The organism is Cellulomonas flavigena DSM 20109, from assembly GCF_000092865.1.
GTDB lineage: Bacteria > Actinomycetota > Actinomycetes > Actinomycetales > Cellulomonadaceae > Cellulomonas > Cellulomonas flavigena.
Genome location: NC_014151.1, coordinates 3,369,362 through 3,386,890 on the forward strand (window position 1 = coordinate 3,369,362; position 17,529 = coordinate 3,386,890).

Consider the following 17,529-nt stretch of genomic DNA (forward strand, 5'->3'; position numbering starts at 1 on the left):
TCGACGCCGAACCGGACCACGACCGCCGGGCAGCACCCGCCGCCACTCGCCGAGTGCGGGGGACACCACGCGAGTGCGGGGGTCGTTGCCCCAGCACTCGGCGCGGGACCCCCGCACGCGGCGAGGAGGAGCGTCAGGCCAGGGCGCCCGGGGCGCGGTAGGTGAAGACGCGGTCCTCGTCGGTGATCGAGCGCAGGACGCGCGCGGGCACACCGCCGACGACGACGTTCGGCGGCACGTCCTTGGTCACCACGCTGCCGGCACCCACGATCGAGCCGGCCCCGATCGTCACGCCCGGCAGGACCACGACGTGCGCGCCCAGCCACACGTCGTCCTCGATCACGACGGGCGCCGAGAACTGGGCCATGCCCGCACGCAGCTCGGGGTGCACGGGGTGCCCCGTGACCGTGATCGTCACGTTCGGCGCGATCATCACACGCGAGCCGATCGTCACCTCGATGTCGTCGACGAGCGTGAGGCCGACGTTGACGAACACGTCGTCGCCGAGCGTCACGTTGTCGCCGTACGACACCTGCAGCGGCGCCTCGACCCACACCCGCTCGCCGACGGACCCGAAGATCTCCCGCAGCAGCGCCTGGCGCGCGGGCACGTCGGTCGGGTCGGACATGTTGAACCGCCACGTCAGGTGCTTGGCGCGCTGCCGCTCCGCGACCAGGGCCTCCAGGCCCGGGCCCTCGTCGTCGTACAGCTCCTGCGCCCGCATCCTGCGGCGGACCTCCTGCTCGTCCATGCGTCCCCTCCGTCGGCGCCCCACGGGGGCCGGGACGCCCCGTCACCCTACGGCGCGGATCCACCCGCCGCCGGGGACAGGGGTCCCGGGCCGCGCCTAGGGTGTGCCCGTGAGCAGCCCCTACCCGGACCGCCCCGCCACGCCGACCGGCGCCGTCCCCGCGCAGTGGGTGCCCGAGCGGCGCTCCCACCCGACGCGTGACGTCCTCGCGCTGCTCGCGGTCGCGCTCATCGGCGTCGCCGCGCTCGGCGCCGTCGGGCTGGTCCTCGTCCAGGTGGGCGTGGCCGCCGGAGTCGTCGGGACGGTGCTGGCCCTGGTGCCGCTGACCGTCGTGCTGCTGGGCCTGAAGTGGCTCGACCGCTGGGAGCCCGAGCCGCGCGGGGCGCTGGTGTTCGGGCTGCTGTGGGGCGCGGGCGTCGCGGTGCTCGTGTCGCTCGTCGTCAACGAGGTCACGCTCTACGCGGTCGCGGAGGCGACCGGCGACCTGGAGGCGGGAGCCGTGGCCGCGGCCGTCGTGTCCGCGCCCGTGATCGAGGAGCTCGCCAAGGGCGCGGGCGTCCTGGTGCTGTTCCTCGCGCGGCGCCGCTACTTCGACGGCGTCGTCGACGGCATCGTGTACGCCGGCGTCGTCGCGGCCGGCTTCGCCTTCACCGAGAACATCCTGTACTTCGGCCAGGCGGGCGACGCACTCGCCCAGACGTTCGTGCTGCGCGGCCTCGTGACGCCGTTCGCGCACCTGCTGTTCACGGCGTGCACGGGCGCCGCGCTCGGCATGGCGGCACGTGCTCGCAGCCGGCACGCCGTGTGGGGGCTGCTACCGCTGGGACTGCTGGGTGCGACGGTCGGCCACGCGGCGTGGAACGGGACGAGCCTCCTGGCCGGCGAGGCGTTCCTGCTGGTGTTCCTCGTCGTGCAGGTGCCGGTCTTCGCGGGCGTCGTGGGCCTGGCCTTCTGGCTGCGCCGGCAGGAGTCGGCGGTGATCCGGCACCGGCTGACGGAGTACGCGGCCGCCGGGTGGTTCGCGCCGCACGAGGTGGAGATGCTCGCCTCGCTGCCGCGGCGCAGCACGGCCGTCGGCTGGGCGACCCGTGCGGGCGGCCCGGCCGCCGGCGAGGCGATGCGGCGGTTCCAGCGGGGTGCGACCACGCTGGCCTTCCTGCGTCAGCAGGCCGTGACGGGCCGCAGCGACCTGCGCCGGCACACCGAGTCCGAGCGCGACCTGCTCACCGCCGTCACGAGCGACCGTCACCGTGTGCTGGCGGCCGCGGCACGCTGACCGGCCGACCCCGGGGTAGGGCGCCGGCAGCGGGCCGCGGTCAGCCGACCGGCCAGGTCTCCAGCCGCCCGCACATCCCGTACCGTCGCGGCGCGAGGTCGGCCACGACGCGCGCGCTGCGTCCCGACTGCAGGTGCGGGGCGTCACCCCGGACCAGTCCCTCGAGCACGAGGGCCGTCTGCTCGTGCTCGGCGAACGCGGTGCGCGCCCACAGGTCCTGCCAGTGCGGCACCTGCGTGCGCACCAGCCGCACGGCCGCGTCGTAGAACGGCTGCAGCGCGGCCGTGCCGTGCTGCTGGACGGCCTGGCGGAGCTGTGCGTAACCCTGCAGCGCGAGGTCCCGGCGGGTCCGCGCGGCGTGCGCGACCTGCTCGTCGGGCGCGCCGAGCTGCCCCTCCCCGGGCAGCGCGGCCGCGGCGCGGTAGGTCGCGGTGTCGGCGAGCGCGGCCGGCGGGAAGGTCATGACGGCGTCCCCGGCCTCCGGCAGCCCCGCGTTGGCCATGACGACGAGCACCTCGAGGTCGCCGTCGTTGACGGCGCGGTGGATCACGCCGGGCTGGACGGTCACGACGACCCCCGGGTGCAGCGCGTGCTCCTCGTGGCCGTCCGGCCCGAGCGTGTGCAGCGCGCCGGTGCCGGAGAGCACCACGTACGCCTCGCTCGACGCGAGGTGGACGTGCGGTGTGCCGCTGCCGGCGCGGCCGGCGCCGTCCGGCGCGGGCCAGTCGTACACGCGCAGACGGCTGACGGACACACCGCCGGGCAGGTTGGTCATACGTCCAGCATGCCCCGCCCACGGCGCTCCGCCCACCCCGGGTCGCCCGGACGGTGTGCGGCGCGACCCCCGGCCGGCCGCGTCACAGCGGGACCGTGAGGCGGTCGGCGACCACCGGCAGCCACGTCGCGGCGTCCTCGCGCGCCCGTGCAGCGGGCTGCGGGTCGCCCGACAGGTCGGCCGCGTCGAGGTCGGCCATGTACCCGGCGGCGAGCACGCGCATCACCTGGCGCGCGGGCAGCACGAGGCGGCGACCGAGCGTCGGCATGACCCGCTCGATCTCGTCGGCGACCTCGTCGGTCATCTGCCGGTCGAGGTCGTGGTGGTGCCGCGCGATGTCGGGCTGGCGCATCGCGATGAGGCGCAGCTCGGCGTTGATGACCCGCCAGCGACGGTCGTCGGAGATGCGCTCGAGGAGGATCTCGAGGAAGCGCGTGATGGCGTCGAGGTCGAGCCCGTCGCAGTCCGAGCGCTCGGCCTGCGCCACGTCGAGCGCCTCGCGCAGCTCGTGCAGGCGGCGGCGGTGCTCGCGTGCGGCGAGCGCGAGCAGGAGCGCGTACTTGCTCTCGAAGTTGGAGTAGAAGGCGCCGCGCGTGAACCCGGCGCGCTCGCACACGGCCTCGATGGACGTCGCGTCGACGCCCTCGTCGGCGAAGAGGTCGAACGCGGCGTCGAGCAGGCGCTCGCGCGTGTGCCGACGGCGGCGCGAGACGCCCTCGTCGTCCAGCACGTCCGTGGTCATCGTCACCTCCCTCGTCCTGGCCGGGCAGCAGCCTAGCGCTTCCGATACGGTCCTGTATCGCATACAGTCCTGTATCGAAGGCCTCCGCCAGGCCACCGGACGACGTCGTCCTCCCCCATGAACACCGCCCCTGGGAGCACCTGTGTCCTCTGCCCTCTACCGCCTCGGCCGGGCCGCGTTCGCCCGACGACGTGCCGTCATCGGCGCCTGGGTGGGGCTGCTCGTCCTCATCGGCGCGGCCGCCGGCCTGCTCGGCGGCACGCTGGACAACTCGGTGTCGATCCCCGGCACCGAGTCCCAGGCCGCGCTGGACCGGCTCACCGCGACCTTCCCCCAGGCCGCGGGCACGACGGCCCAGGTGCTCGTCGTCGGCGAGGACGGTGCACAGGTCGACGACCCGGCCGTGGTCACCGCCGTCGAGGACTCCGTCGACGCGTTCCTCGAGGTCGAGAGCGTCACGTCCGCCGTCTCGCCGTTCGACGACACGCTGCCCGGCGCGTCGGCCGTCAGCGACGACGGCGAGGCCGCGCTGCTGACCCTCTCGCTCGAGGGCGAGGGCGTCGCCATCGGCGACGAGGTCAAGGACCGCCTGCGGGACGTCGCCGACGAGCTCGACGCCGCGCTGCCCGACGGGTACGACGCGACGATCGGCGGACAGCTCTTCTCGCAGGAGTTCCCGGGCCTGAGCATCGCGGAGGTGCTCGGCGTCGTCGTCGCGTTCATCGTGCTGCTCGTGACGCTCGGCGGGTTCGCCGCCGCGGGCATGCCGCTGCTCAACGCGCTGCTCGGCGTCGGCCTGTCCACGCTGCTGGTGCTCGTCGCCGCGGCGTTCACGTCGGTCACCAGCACCACGCCGCTGCTCTCGCTCATGCTCGGCCTGGCCGTCGGCATCGACTACGCGCTGTTCATCGTCTCGCGCTACCGCGAGCTGCTCGCCACCGGCCTGCCCACCCAGGAGGCCGCCGCCCGCTCCAACGCGACCGCGGGGTCCGCCGTGATCTTCGCGGGCCTCACCGTGATGATCGCGCTCGTCGGCCTGGGGGTCGCCGGCATCCCGTTCCTCACCGTCATGGGCGTCGCCGGTGCCGCAGCCGTCGGTATCGCCGTCCTGGTCTCCATCACGCTCGTGCCCGCGATGCTCGGCGTCGCCGGCGAGCGCCTGCGTCCACGCCCGTCGCGGCGTGCCCGCAAGGACGCGGCCGCCGGGACCGCGCCCGCCGCGGCTCCCGCGCCCGCCGCCGACGGCGACACCTGGGACCTGCCCGAGCACCACAACCGGTTCTTCGCCGGCTGGGTGCGCCTGGCCACGGCCCGCCCGTGGGTCACCGTCGTCGTGACGATCGGCGCGCTCCTGGCCCTCGCGTTCCCGGCGCTCGACCTGCGCCTCGCGCTGCCCGACGCCGGCGTCGCCCCCACCGACTCCTCGCAGCGCGTCACCTACGACCGCATCACCGAGCACTTCGGCCCCGGCGCCAACGGCCCGCTCGTCGTCACCGGCAGCATCGTCACCAGCGACGACCCGCTGGGACTCATGGAGGACGTCGCCGACGAGCTGCGGGCCCTGCCCGGCGTCGACTCCGTGCCCCTGGCGACGCCCAACGAGTCCATCGACACCGGCATCGTGCAGGTCGTGCCCACCACGGGCCCGACCGACCCCGCGACCGCCGACCTCGTCAACGCGATCCGCGACCTGCGGCCGACGATCCTCGAGAAGCACGGGTTCGACCTGGCCGTCACGGGCTTCACGGCCGTCGGCATCGACGTGTCCGCCAAGCTGGGCGCGGCGCTGCTGCCGTTCGCGGTGTTCGTCGTCGGCCTGTCGCTGATCCTGCTGACGATGGTGTTCCGCTCGATCGCCGTGCCGCTCAAGGCGACGATCGGCTACCTGCTGTCGGTCGCCGCCGCGTTCGGCGTCGTCACCGCCGTCTTCGAGCACGGCATCGCGGCCGACCTGCTCCACGTCTCGCGCCTCGGCCCGATCATCTCGTTCATGCCGATCGTCCTCATGGGCGTGCTCTTCGGCCTCGCCATGGACTACGAGGTGTTCCTCGTGTCCCGCATGCGCGAGGACTACGTGCACTCCGGCAAGGCGCGCGCGTCGATCGCCACCGGGTTCGTCGGCTCCGCCAAGGTCGTCACCGCGGCGGCCGTCATCATGGTCGCGGTGTTCTTCGCCTTCGTCCCCGAGGGGGACATCAACATCAAGCCCATCGCGCTCGGCCTGGCCGTCGGCGTCGCGGTCGACGCGTTCGTCGTCCGCATGACCCTCGTGCCGGCCGTCATGCAGATCCTCGGCGAACGCGCCTGGTGGATGCCGAAGGGCCTGGACCGCGTGCTGCCGTCGTTCGACGTCGAGGGCGAGGCGCTCCACCGCGAGATCAGCATGCAGGCGTGGCCGCACGACCCGGACGTCGTCGTCGCCGCACGCGGCCTGCGGCTCGCTGCGCTCGACCGCACCGACGTCGTGGACCTCGCGGTGCGACGCGGTGAGGTGCTCGTCGCGCACGCCGACGAGCCCGCCCGCCCCGCAGCCCTGCTGCTCACCGTCGCCGGGCGCCTGGCACCCGAGGCGGGCGACCTCAAGGTCGACGGGCTGCTCCTGCCCGTGCGCGCCGCCGCCGTGCGCCGCCGCGTCGGCTACGTCGACCTGCGCACCGAGGGCGTCGACGCGCTCGACGCCGCGGTCGCCGAGCGGCCGCCCGTGCTCGCCGTCGACCGCACCGACCTCGTCACCGACCCGCACGAGCGCGCGCACGTCGCCGCGGCACTGTCCCGTGCGCTGGACGCGGGCGCCACGCTCCTGCTCGGCGTCGTCGGCAGCACCCCCGCCGACGACCTGCTCCCCGCAGGCACCCCCGTCACGACCCTCGCACCGCAGGCCGGAGCCCTCGCGTGAACGCGCCGGAAGGAACCCCCATGTCCCGCACCTCGGTGAACCCTCGGCCCGTGCGGCGGTGGCCCGCCGTCGTCGTCGCGCTGGCCGCCCCGCTCGCGCTCGTCGTCGTCCTGCTCGCCGCCGCGTGGGCCCCGGCCGACGGCCTCCCGCGCGTCCAGGCCGCGATCGTCAACCAGGACGAGCCCGTGACCCTCGAGGGGCAGTACACGCCGCTCGGCCGGCAGCTCGCCGGTGCGCTCGTCGAGGGCGCCGAGGTCGACTCGAACTACGCGTGGGTCGTCACCGACGAGGCGGGCGCCGCCGCCGGCATCGACGACGGCACGTACGCCGCCGTCGTGACCATCCCCGAGAACTTCTCCGCCGCCGCCACGTCGTTCGCCTCCGGTGACGACGTCGAGCAGGCGACCATCGAGATCACGACGCTGCCCGGCGCGACCGCCGTCGACCAGGCCGTCGCCGCGACCGTCACCACCACCGCGACCCGCGTGCTCGGCGCGCAGCTCACCACGACGTACGTCGAGAACGTGCTCGTCGGGTTCACGACGCTCTCCGACAGCCTCGGCGACGCCGCCGACGGTGCCGTGCAGCTCGCCGACGGGGCGGGGCAGCTCGCGGACGGTACGCAGCAGCTCGCGGACGGCACGGTCGGACTGGCGGACGGTGTGGCGGAGCTGCACAACGGGACCGGGCAGCTGCGCTCGGGCTCGTACGAGCTCGCCACCGGGACGCGGCAGCTCGCGGGCGGTGCGCGCCAGCTCGCCGGTGGTGCGCGGGAACTCGCCGACGGCGCGGGGCGGTCGGCGGCGGGGGCGCGTGAGCTCGCGACCGGTGCGGGCGGGCTGGCGGCGGGGACGTCGCAGCTCGCGGGCGGGCTGGCGGCGACGTCGGCGGGGGTGAGCGACACGAGTCGTGGGCTGCCGGCCCTCGCCGCGGGTGCCGACGACCTCGCGACCAATCTCTCCGGTGTCGCCGCCGGTGTGAGGCCGCTGGTCGACGGCGCCCTGGCCAAGGTGGGGAGCGACATCGCCGCCCTGTCGTGCACCGCCGAGTCGGCGGACGAGACCTGCCGCACGCTGATCGCGCAGCGCGCGCAGCTCGTCGCGCTACGCGACGGCCTGGGCCCGCTCTCGGACGGTGCGCGTGAGCTCGCCGACGGCATCGCCGCCGCGGTCAACGGCACCGGCACCCCCGAGAACCCGGGCCTCGTCGTCGGCCTCCAGCAGCTCGCCGGCGGTGCCGCGGAGCTCGACGCCGGTGCGCAGAAGCTCGCCGGCGGTGCGGGCCAGCTCGCGGACGGCCTCGGCCAGCTCGCGGGCGGTGCGAACGGCCTCGCGGACGGGGCCTCGAGCCTCGCGGGCGGCGTGTCGCAGCTCGCCGACGGCACCTCCGAGCTCGCGGCCGGCGTCGCGCGGCTCGACGGCGGCGTCGGGCAGCTCGCCGACGGCAGCCGACAGCTCGCCGACGGCACGGCCGAGCTGACGTCCGGCGCGGTGCAGCTCGCCGACGGTACGGCCCAGCTCGGCGACGGCCTCGGCCAGGCGGTCGACCAGCTGCCGACCACGCCGGAGGACCAGCGCGCGGACCTCGCGCGCGTCGTCACGGCACCCGTCGCCGCCCCGGCCACCGCGGTGTCCGCGCCGCTCGGGCTCGTCTCCACGCTCGTCGCCGTGGCCCTGTGGGTCGGTGCGCTCGTGCTGTTCCTCGTGTTCCGGCCGCTGCCGGTGCGCGTCGCGGGTTCGACGCGGTCGGCGTTCGCGCTGGCCGCCGGTGCGCTCGCGCTGCCCGTCGCGGTCTCGGCCGTCGCCGGTGCCGGCGTGGGGGTGCTCGCGGGCGGGATCACCGGGCAGGACGCCGTGCGCGTCGTCGGCCTCGCGCTCGTCGGCGCGGTCGGCGCCGTCGCGCTGGCGGCGTTCCAGCAGGCCGTGGCGGCGTGGTTCGGCACGGCCGGCCGCGTCGTCGCCGTCGTCGCGGGCTTCGCGTTCCTCGTCGCCGGGCTGGCGGCCACGGTCCCGGCGTGGGTCGGCTCGACGGTCGCGTGGTTGCCGCTGAGCGCGGTGTCCGACGGGATCGGCGCGGTCGTCGGCGAGAGCCCGGCGTCGCTGCTCGGCGCGGTCGTGGGCCTGGCCCTGTGGGGCGTCGCGAGCCTCCTGGCGACGACGGGCGCCGCCGCCCGCGCCCGCCAGGCCGTCGGCCCCCGCACGGTCACCGCCTACGCCTGACCCACCCCGGACCGCGAGACGTCGATCCAGCCCGCCCACCTGGGGCTGGAACGACGGCTCACGCACCAGGGAAGAGGGGCTCACCAACGAAGAGGGGCTCACCAACACCCCTCCCGCGAGACGTCGATCCAGCCCCACCGCGCGAGGGCTGGATCGACGTCTCGCGTCCCTGGGGCAAGCGCGTCCCGCGTCAGCGGCGGCGGACCGCCAGGACGCGCTGCAGGATGACGAAGGCCAGCAGCACGACGCCGATGAACACGCGCGTCCACCACGAGTCCAGCCCCTCGCGGGCGATGAGCACCTGGATGAGGCCGTAGACGAGCACGCCCGCGCCGGTGCCGAGCACGAAGCCCACACCCCCGGACAGCAGGGTCCCGCCGATGACGACGGCCGCGATCGCGTCGAGCTCCATGCCGATGCCCGTGAGGTTGAACCCGGACTTGGTGTAGAGCGCGAACAGCACGCCCGCGATGCCAGCGCACGTGCCGGAGATGACGTACACCCAGACGCGGGTGCGCGCGGGGCGCAGGCCCATGAGGTTGACGGCCGCTCCCCCGTCGCCCGCGCCGAGCCCGTACACCGACCGGCCGAACCGCGTGAAGTGCAGCACCAGGAACGCGATCGCGAGCACGGCCAGCGCGACGAGCATGCTCGCGTTGATGCGCCACAGCTGGCGCCCCTCGCCGAACTTCAGGCTCCACGCCGCGAGCTCCGAGAAGCCCGGGTGGTCGATCTTCAGCGAGTTCACGCTGATGACGTTGGCCAGGCCGCGCGCCAGGAACATCACGGCGAGCGACGCGATGAAGGGTTGGATGTCGAACACCTGCACCATGACACCGATGAGCAGGCCGCATGACGTGCCGATGAGCACGCCCACGACCAGGACGACCGGCAGGGGCAGCCCCGCGCCGAACATCTCGGCGATCGACAGCCCGACCAGCGCGACGACCGCCCCGACGGACAGGTCGATCCCGCCGGTGAGGATGACGAACGTCATCCCGACGGCCAGCACCAGCAGGTAGGAGTTGTCGACCAGGAGGTTCGACAGCAGCTTCATGGAGATGAAGTCGACGCGCTCGGTCGAGTACCGCTGCTGCCCCATGCCCAGCATGAGCGCGAGCGTCAGCACCGTGCCCAGCACGGGCAGGAAGCGGCGGTCGAGGCCGCGCAGCGCCCGCCGGGCGCGGTGGACCACGGTGTCGGGGGTCCCCTGCGTGCGGACCAGCTCGTCGGTGGTCATGCCGTCACCCCCACGGCGTCGGCGGGCTCGACGGGCGAGGCGGGCGTCTGCGCCCGGTCCGCACGTCGTCTCCCGCGCAGCATCGAGCGCAGCGTGGGGGACGCGACGACGCACACGACGATGAGCACGAGCGCCTTGAACAGCGGCGTGGTCTGCGACGGGAGCTGGAAGATGATGACGGCCCGCTCGAGCGAGCTCAGCAGCATCGCGCCGACCAGCAGCCCGCCCAGGTAGAACCGCCCGCCGTCGAGCTTGGTGCCGCCCAGGACGACGACCATGATCGCGTCGAGCTCCTTCATCAGGCCGATGTTGTTGGCGTCGGCCGCCATGGTCGGGGCGCCGTAGACGAGTCCCGCGAGTGCCGCGAGCAGGCCCGCGATCACGTAGACGGTCCAGGTGGTCTGCCGCGAGCGGACCCCCGCGAGCCGGCTGGCCTCGCGGTTGATCCCGATGGACTCGAGGAACATGCCGAGCGCGGTGCGCCGCACGACGAACGCGACGACGACGAACGCGACGACCGCGATGACGACGGGCGTGGGGATGCCGAGCACGAACCCGGACCCGATGGTCTTGAACGGCGGGCTGGTCACGGTCGTGATCTGACCCTGGGTGATGAGCATCGCGATGCCGCGCCCGGCCACCATGAGGATCATCGTCGCGATGAACGGCTGGATCCCGAGGCCCGCGACCATGGCGCCGTTGAACGCCCCGCCCAGGGCGCCGACCGCGAGCCCCAGCAGCACCGCGGTCAGCACGGTGCCGATGTTCGACGGGTCGGCGGCGTTGTCGAGGTACGTGAGCGACACCGCCAGGCCGATCGCCATGACCGCGCCGACCGACAGGTCGATGCCGCCGGTCGCGATGACGAGGCACATGCCGAGCGCGAGCAGCAGCGGCGTCGCGCTGTTGCGCAGCAGGTCGACGAGCTGGCCGAACAGGTGCCCGTCGCGCACGGTCACGTCGAGGAAGCCGGGGCTGGCGATGCCGCACGCGAGGAGCAGCAGGACCAGCGCGAGGACGGGCCAGAACAGGCCGTGGTGGGTCACCTCGCGCCAGATGTCGCCGGCGCGGGACGGCCCGGGCGGGGCCGCGGCGGGGGTGGTCGGGGTCATGCGTGGGCTCCGCTCGGGGGGACTGTCGCGGCGATGGTCTCGAGGATCGTGGAGGTCGTGACGTCGTCGGTGTTGACGAGGTCGTCGACCTTGGCGCGGTCCCGCATGACGACGAGCCGCTGGCTCAGGCGCAGGACCTCCTCGAGCTCGGAGGAGATGAACACGACGGACATGCCGTCCTGCGCGAGCTCGGTGACGAGCTTCTGGATCTCGGCCTTGGCGCCGACGTCGATGCCGCGCGTCGGCTCGTCGAGGATCAGCAGGCGCGGCGCGGTGGCGAGCCACCGCGCGAGCAGCACCTTCTGCTGGTTGCCGCCCGAGAGGTTGCGGATGAGCGCGTTCGGGTTCGGCGGGTTGATCTGCAGCGCAGTGATGTAGCGGGCCACGACGTCGTCGAGCTGACGCCGCGGGATGCGCCGCCACGTGCCGCGGCGGGCCTGCAGCGCGAGCGCGATGTTCTCGCGCACGGTGAGGTCGCCGACGATGCCCTCCTTCTTGCGGTCCTCGGTGGAGTACGCGATGCCGCGGGCGAGCGCGGCGAGCGGCGACGTCAGGCGGGTCAGCGCGCTCTGGACGCGCACCTCGCCGGTGTCGGGCCGGTCGGCGCCGGCGAGCAGCCGGGCCATCTCGGTGCGCCCGGAGCCCAGCAGGCCGGCCACGCCGAGGATCTCGCCCGCGTAGAGGTTGACGTCGAACGGCTGCACGGAGCCGTTCTTGCCGAGCCCCACCGCCGTGAGGAACGGCGTCTCCTTCTCGGAGTGGATGGTGATGGTCGAGCGGGCCTTCTCCTCGATGCCGGCCAGGGCGTCACCGGAGCGGCCGATCATCGCGGCGATGAGCTCGCGCCGCGGCAGGTCCTCGATGCGGTGCTCGCCGACGAACCTGCCGTTGCGCAGCACGGTGACGCGGTCGGAGATCTCGTAGATCTGGTCGAGGAAGTGCGAGACGAACAGGACCGCGACGCCGTCCTCCTTGAGCCGCCGCACGACGCGGAACAGCTCGGCCACCTCGGCGTTGTCGAGGCTGGACGTCGGCTCGTCGAGGATGAGCACCTTGGCGTCGACGACCAGCGCGCGGGCGATCGCGCACAGCTGCTGCACCGCGATGGTGTGCGACGAGAGCATCGAGCGCGGGTCGACGTCGAGGTTGAGCCGGGCGAGGAACTCGGCGGCGCGGCGGCGCGTGGCGCGCCAGTCGACGAACGGCCCGCGGCGGACCTCGTGGCCGAGCATGACGTTCTCGGCCACGGTGAGGTTCGCGCAGAGGTTGACCTCCTGGTAGACGGTCGAGATGCCGGCGGCCTGCGCCTGGCTGGGACCGTCGAACCGCAGGTCGGCACCGTCGACCTCGATGCGACCGGAGTCGATGGAGTACACGCCGGTGAGCGCCTTGATGAGCGTCGACTTGCCGGCGCCGTTCTCGCCCATGAGGGCGTGGACCTCACCGGGGAACAGACGGAACCCGACGTCGTCGAGCGCCTTGACGCCGGGGAAGGCGATCGAGATGCCCGACATCCGGACGACGGGGGTCGGCTCGTCCTGGACGTCCGCCGGCGTCTCGGCGGGGGCTGTGGGGGCTGCGGACATCGGTGTCCTCTCTGCGGGCAGGCCCGGGCGGCCGGTCGTGGCCGGCCGCCCGGGCGGGTGGTCGCTCGGCGCGTCAGTAGGCGCGCGCGTCGACCTCCTCCTGCGTGATCGTCTGGTCGAACGCCTTGTCGATGACGATCGTCTCCTTGGGCACGTCCTCGCCCGCGGCGACCTTCTCGATGAGCTCGGCGAGCTGGTCCCCGAAGACGGGGTTGCACTCGACGACGTAGTTGAACTTCTTGTCGACGAGCGCCTGCAGGCCGTCGCGCACACCGTCGACCGAGACGATCTGGATGTCGACGCCGGGCTTCTTGCCCGCGGCCTCGATGGCCTCGATGGCGCCCAGGCCCATGTCGTCGTTGTGCGTGAAGATCATCGTCATGTCCGGGTACGCCTGCAGGGCGGCCTCGACGGCCGTCTTGCCCTCGGCGCGCGTGAAGTTGCCCGACGCCTTGCCGATGATCTGGTCGCCGACGACCTCGCCGAAGCCCTCCTCGCGGTCCACCTGGGCACCCGAGCCGAGCGTGCCCTGGAGCTCGAAGATCTTGGCGTCGGGTGCGTTCTCCTTGACCCACTCGCCCGCGGTGGTGCCCTCGGCCTTGAAGTCGGCGCCGATCCACGTGACGTAGGGGTCGTCGACCGTCGTGTCGACCGTGCGGTCGACGAGCACGACGGGGATGCCGGAGTCCTTGATCTCCTGCAGCACCTCGTCCCAGCCGGTCTCGATGACCGGGGAGAACGCGATGACGTCGACGTCCTGCGCGATGAAGTCGCGCAGCGCCTTGATCTGGTTCTCCTGCTTCTGCTGCGCGTCGACGAACGTCAGGTCGAAGCCGTTCTCCTCCGACAGGCTCGCCTTGACCGACTCGGTGTTGGCCGTGCGCCAGCCGGACTCGGCACCGAGCTGCGAGAACCCGACGCGGATGAGGTCGTCGCCGCCCTCGCCCCCGTCACCGGCGTCGCCGCCGTCGCCGGACGAGCCGCAGGCCGCCAGGGCCAGGATCGTGAACGTCGCCACGGCACCGGCGAGACCGGTCCGTGCGCGGTTGAAGCCCTTCATGCAACTCCTCCTCGAGCAGCGCGGCCGACGTCCTCGTCGACCGTTCCAGGGATGCGTGACGGCATGAGTGTGAACGTTCTCAACACGGGACGTCAACGGACATTGGTTGCGTTTCGATCACGAGCGTCGTCGCAGGCCACGGCCTCGACGGACGAGATGCACCCGTTCGTGTGAGCGATCACATCACTTCCAGCCCCTCACCTGCGCCGATGCTCAGCGAGCCTCGAGGACGTCCCGCGCCGGACTGCGCGGGGGCGCCGTGCTCTCGCGCACCAGCAACCGCGGCGACACCGACACCGACGACGACGTCGCCACGCCGTCGTGAGCCGCCAGCAGCAGCTCGACGCAGCGGTACCCGAGCTCCTCGAGCTCCTGCGCCACCGTCGTCAGCGGCGGCACGAAGTGCGCCGAACCGTCCCCGTCGTCGTACCCCACCACCGACACGTCGTCCGGCACCTTGAGCCGCGCGTCCGCGAGCGCGTGCATCATGCCGAGCGCCAGCAGGTCGTTGGCCGCGAAGATCGCGGTCGGCAACACCGAGCGCCGCCGGCGCACGCGCGCGACCAGCTCCTGCCCCGCGAGGTAGCCGACCTCGGCGCTCCAGTCGTCGGCCCACAGCGTGCGCGGTGCGAGCCCGGCCGCGGCCATCGTCTCGCGGAAGCCGACGGCCCGAGCGCGGGCGTCGACCCAGGGCGCGGGGCCGGCCAGGTGCAAGATGTCGCGGTGCCCGAGGTCGAGCAGGTGCTTGGTGGCGACCTTCGCGCCCGCCTCCTGGTCGATCGCGACGGCCAGCGCGTGCTCGCGGCCCGTGCGCCCCGCGACGACCACCGGCACCTGCGTCGCCGACTCGAGCACCGCGGCCGCCGCCTCGTCGTGCGACGCCACGACGACGATCCCGTCGACCCCCTGGTCGAGCAGGTGCTCGATCGCCGCCGCGACCTCGTCCTTGCGTTGCAGGTCGACCGTCGCGAGCGACACGAACAGCCCCTTGGCCCGCGCGGCCTGCTCGATCGCGACGAGCGTGCGTGTCGGGCCGAACAGGTGCGAGCCCGAGGACACGACGCCGAACACACCCGTCCGCCGCGTCTTGAGGGCGCGGGCCGCGATGTTGCGGCGATACCCGAGGCGCTGCATCGCGTCGAGAACGCGCTCGCGAGTTTCGGTCGCGACGTTCGGGTGGTCGTTGATGACGCGCGACACGGTCTGGTAGGAGACGCCGGCAGCCGAGGCCACGTCCGTGATGGCCGGGGGCCGCGGACGCGGGCTCGCGGGCGTCAGGGGCGGCGTGCTCACCGCCCCAGGGTGACACGTCGAACCCCTTCGAGGGGCGTCCGGAGGTCATCTCCTGGGCCCAAGTTTCGCTTTCGGTGCCGACACCGGTGGTCCCGGCGGGCGTGAAACGCTTCGACGCGCTGCGGTCCGCGACGCCGCGGTCGTACGGTCACCTCGGCACCGAGGCCCGGGGCACTGTGAACGTTGCCACGGCCGGCGCCCCCGACGACGACCCCGGAGGCCGACGCATGCGACGTCGCACAGCAGCACTCGCGGCGGCCGCCGCGACCGCCACCGCCCTCGGCACCCTGGCCGCGGCACCGGCCGCGACGGCCGCGGTCGCGTGCTCGGTCACCTACACGGTCACGAGCCAGTGGCCCGGCGGGTTCGGTGCGGACGTGCGCGTCACCAACCTGGGTGACGCGCTGGACGGCTGGACCCTCACGTGGACGTTCGTCGCCGGGCAGACCGTGCAGCAGGCGTGGAACGGCACCGCGACGCAGTCCGGCGCGCAGGTCAGCGTGACCCACGCCGGCTGGAACGCGCAGGTCGGCAGCGGCGGGCAGCTCGCCTTCGGGTTCAACGGCACGTCCGTCGGCACCACCAACCCCGTGCCCACGTCGTTCGCGCTCAACGGCGCGACGTGCGACGGGTCGACCGCTCCCCCGTCGTCGCCGACCCCCAGCCCGACGCCCTCCCCCACGCCGAGCGCCACCCCGTCGGCGACGCCCGGCACGACGCCGTCGGCGACACCCAGCCCGACCCCCAGCCCGACACCCTCACCGACGCCCAGCCCCACGCCCGTGGTCGTCCCGGACCCGGTGCCGACGACGCCCGTCGCGGGCGCGCGCCAGGTCGAGGACCTCGACCGCGGCCTGGTGTCCGTGCGCTCCGGCAGCGGCAACCTCGTGCAGTGGCGCCTCCTGGGCTACGAGGACCGCGGCACGGGTTTCCACGTCTACCGCGACGGCGCGCGCATCACGTCGTCGCCGGTGACGGGATCGACCAACTACCTCGACGACGGTGCGTCCGCCGGCGCGCGGTACACCGTCCGGGCCGTCACGGCGGGCGGTGAGCAGGCACCCTCCGCGACGTCGCGGAACCTCCCGAATGGCTACCTCGACGTGCCCGTCCAGCGGCCGTCGTCGAACCACGTCATCAACGACGGGTCCGTCGGCGACCTCGACGGCGACGGCGACCTCGACGTCGTCCTCAAGTGGGACCCGACCGACGCCAAGGACAACAGCCAGGCCGGGTACACCGGCAACGTCTACCTCGACGGCGTGACCCTCGAGGGGCAGCGGCTGTGGCGCATCGACCTGGGCCGCAACATCCGCGCCGGGGCGCACTACACGCAGTTCCAGGTGTACGACTACGACGGCGACGGCAAGGCCGAGGTCGTCGTGAAGACGGCCGACGGCACGCGCTCGGGCACCGGCGAGACCATCGGCAACGCGTGGGCCGACCACCGCAACGGCGAGGGTTACGTGCTCGCCGGCCCGGAGTACCTCACCGTGTTCCGCGGTGACACCGGCGCCGTCGCCGCGACCGTCGACTACGTCCCGCCGCGCGGGACCGTCTCCGCGTGGGGCGACAGCTACGGCAACCGCGTCGACCGGTTCCTCGCGGGCACCGCGTACGTCGACGGGCAGCGGCCGTCGATCGTGATGGCGCGCGGCTACTACACGCGCACCGTGGTGTCCGCGTGGGACTTCCGCAACGGACAGCTCACGCGCCGGTGGACGTTCGACTCGAACAGCTCCACGCCCGGCAACTCCGCGTACGCCGGGCAGGGCAACCACTCGCTGTCCGTCGCGGACGTCGACGGCGACGGGCGCGACGAGGTCGTGTACGGGGCGTCGGTGATCGACGACGACGGGCGCGGCCTGTGGGTCAACGGCACGGGCCACGGCGACGCCGGGCACGTCGGCGACCTCGTGCCGTGGCGCTCCGGCCTGGAGTACTTCAAGGTCACCGAGGACAAGTCGCAGCCCAACATGTGGGTGGCCGACGCGCGCACCGGCCAGACGCTGTGGCGCAGCGGCACGGGCGCCGACAACGGCCGCGGGGTGGCCGGTGACGTCTGGGCCGGCAGCGCGGGCGCCGAGGCATGGTCGTCCGCCGAGAACGACCTGCGCAGCGCCGCGACGGGGCAGTCGGTCGGCCGCAAGCCGTCGTCCGCGAACTTCCTCGCCTGGTGGGACGGCGACCCGGTCCGCGAGCTGCTCGACCAGACGAAGATCGACAAGTACGGGCCCAGCGGCGAGACGCGCCTGCTGACCGGTGCCGACGTGCGGTCGAACAACGGCACCAAGGCCACGCCCGTGCTGTCCGGCGACATCCTCGGCGACTGGCGCGAGGAGGTGGTCTGGGCGCGGTCCGACGAGGGCGCGCTGCGGATCTACGTGACGCCGCACCGCACCGACCTGCGGGTGCCGACGCTGCTGCACGACCCGACGTACCGCGTCGCGCTGGCCTGGCAGAACACCGCCTACAACCAGCCCCCGCACCCGTCGTTCGCCTTGGGTGACCCGTTCACGGCCCCGCCGCAGCAACGCCTGTACGTCCGCTGACCCGTGGCCGGAGCGCGCGCTCGCGCC

The 17,529-nt window shown here is 73.6% G+C and carries 12 protein-coding genes; 4 read left to right on the forward strand and 8 right to left on the reverse strand.

The features are described from left to right. Positions 1-133: 133 nt before the first annotated feature. On the reverse strand, positions 134-751 hold the full coding sequence (locus CFLA_RS15325; RefSeq protein ID WP_013118246.1) for a sugar O-acetyltransferase: 618 nt from the start codon (positions 749-751) through the stop codon (positions 134-136). 109 nt (positions 752-860) lie between these two features. Between CFLA_RS15325 and CFLA_RS15330 the strand changes: the two genes are divergently transcribed. Continuing rightward, a complete protein-coding gene (locus CFLA_RS15330; protein ID WP_013118247.1) occupies positions 861-2,027 on the forward strand; it encodes a PrsW family intramembrane metalloprotease in 1,167 nt (388 codons plus the stop codon). Positions 2,028-2,067: 40 nt separating this feature from the next. On the opposite strand, the gene CFLA_RS15335 is transcribed toward CFLA_RS15330, so the two are convergent. Then, complete coding sequence (locus CFLA_RS15335) at positions 2,068-2,802, reverse strand: cupin domain-containing protein (RefSeq protein WP_013118248.1); 735 nt, start codon at positions 2,800-2,802, stop codon at positions 2,068-2,070. A gap of 82 nt (positions 2,803-2,884) precedes the next feature. Next, positions 2,885-3,544, reverse strand: coding sequence for a TetR/AcrR family transcriptional regulator (locus CFLA_RS19195; RefSeq protein WP_013118249.1), 660 nt, complete (start codon positions 3,542-3,544; stop codon positions 2,885-2,887). A 142-nt stretch (positions 3,545-3,686) separates the two neighbouring features. Between CFLA_RS19195 and CFLA_RS15345 the strand changes: the two genes are divergently transcribed. Both CFLA_RS15345 and CFLA_RS15350 read left to right on the forward strand, forming a co-directional pair. Continuing rightward, positions 3,687-6,440, forward strand: a complete 2,754-nt coding sequence (locus CFLA_RS15345; protein ID WP_013118250.1) for an MMPL family transporter — start codon at positions 3,687-3,689, stop codon at positions 6,438-6,440. Between the two features lie 20 nt (positions 6,441-6,460). Beyond that, positions 6,461-8,659 carry a YhgE/Pip family protein gene (locus tag CFLA_RS15350; RefSeq protein WP_013118251.1) on the forward strand — a complete coding sequence of 733 codons (2,199 nt, stop codon included), beginning with the start codon at positions 6,461-6,463 and terminating at the stop codon, positions 8,657-8,659. 190 nt (positions 8,660-8,849) lie between these two features. On the opposite strand, the gene CFLA_RS15355 is transcribed toward CFLA_RS15350, so the two are convergent. The 5 genes from CFLA_RS15355 to CFLA_RS15375 form a co-directional block, all read right to left on the reverse strand. Beyond that, positions 8,850-9,899: an ABC transporter permease subunit gene (locus tag CFLA_RS15355; protein ID WP_013118252.1), complete on the reverse strand. Its 1,050-nt coding sequence runs from the start codon at positions 9,897-9,899 to the stop codon at positions 8,850-8,852. Continuing rightward, a complete protein-coding gene (locus tag CFLA_RS15360) occupies positions 9,896-11,011 on the reverse strand; it encodes an ABC transporter permease (RefSeq protein WP_013118253.1) in 1,116 nt (371 codons plus the stop codon). The genes CFLA_RS15355 and CFLA_RS15360 overlap by 4 nt, the downstream gene beginning before the upstream one ends. Then, positions 11,008-12,597, reverse strand: a complete 1,590-nt coding sequence (locus CFLA_RS15365) for a sugar ABC transporter ATP-binding protein (RefSeq protein ID WP_013118254.1) — start codon at positions 12,595-12,597, stop codon at positions 11,008-11,010. Before CFLA_RS15365 ends, CFLA_RS15360 begins: the two co-directional genes overlap by 4 nt. 73 nt (positions 12,598-12,670) lie before the next feature. Further along, complete coding sequence (locus CFLA_RS15370) at positions 12,671-13,657, reverse strand: ABC transporter substrate-binding protein (RefSeq protein WP_013118255.1); 987 nt, start codon at positions 13,655-13,657, stop codon at positions 12,671-12,673. A gap of 213 nt (positions 13,658-13,870) precedes the next feature. Then, positions 13,871-14,950 carry a LacI family DNA-binding transcriptional regulator gene (locus tag CFLA_RS15375; protein WP_013118256.1) on the reverse strand — a complete coding sequence of 360 codons (1,080 nt, stop codon included), beginning with the start codon at positions 14,948-14,950 and terminating at the stop codon, positions 13,871-13,873. Positions 14,951-15,177: 227 nt separating this feature from the next. Here CFLA_RS15375 and CFLA_RS15380 point away from each other — a divergent pair, with 227 nt between their 5' ends. Further along, on the forward strand, positions 15,178-17,502 hold the full coding sequence (locus tag CFLA_RS15380) for a rhamnogalacturonan lyase family protein (protein ID WP_013118257.1): 2,325 nt from the start codon (positions 15,178-15,180) through the stop codon (positions 17,500-17,502). The last annotated feature ends 27 nt before the right edge of the window (positions 17,503-17,529 follow it).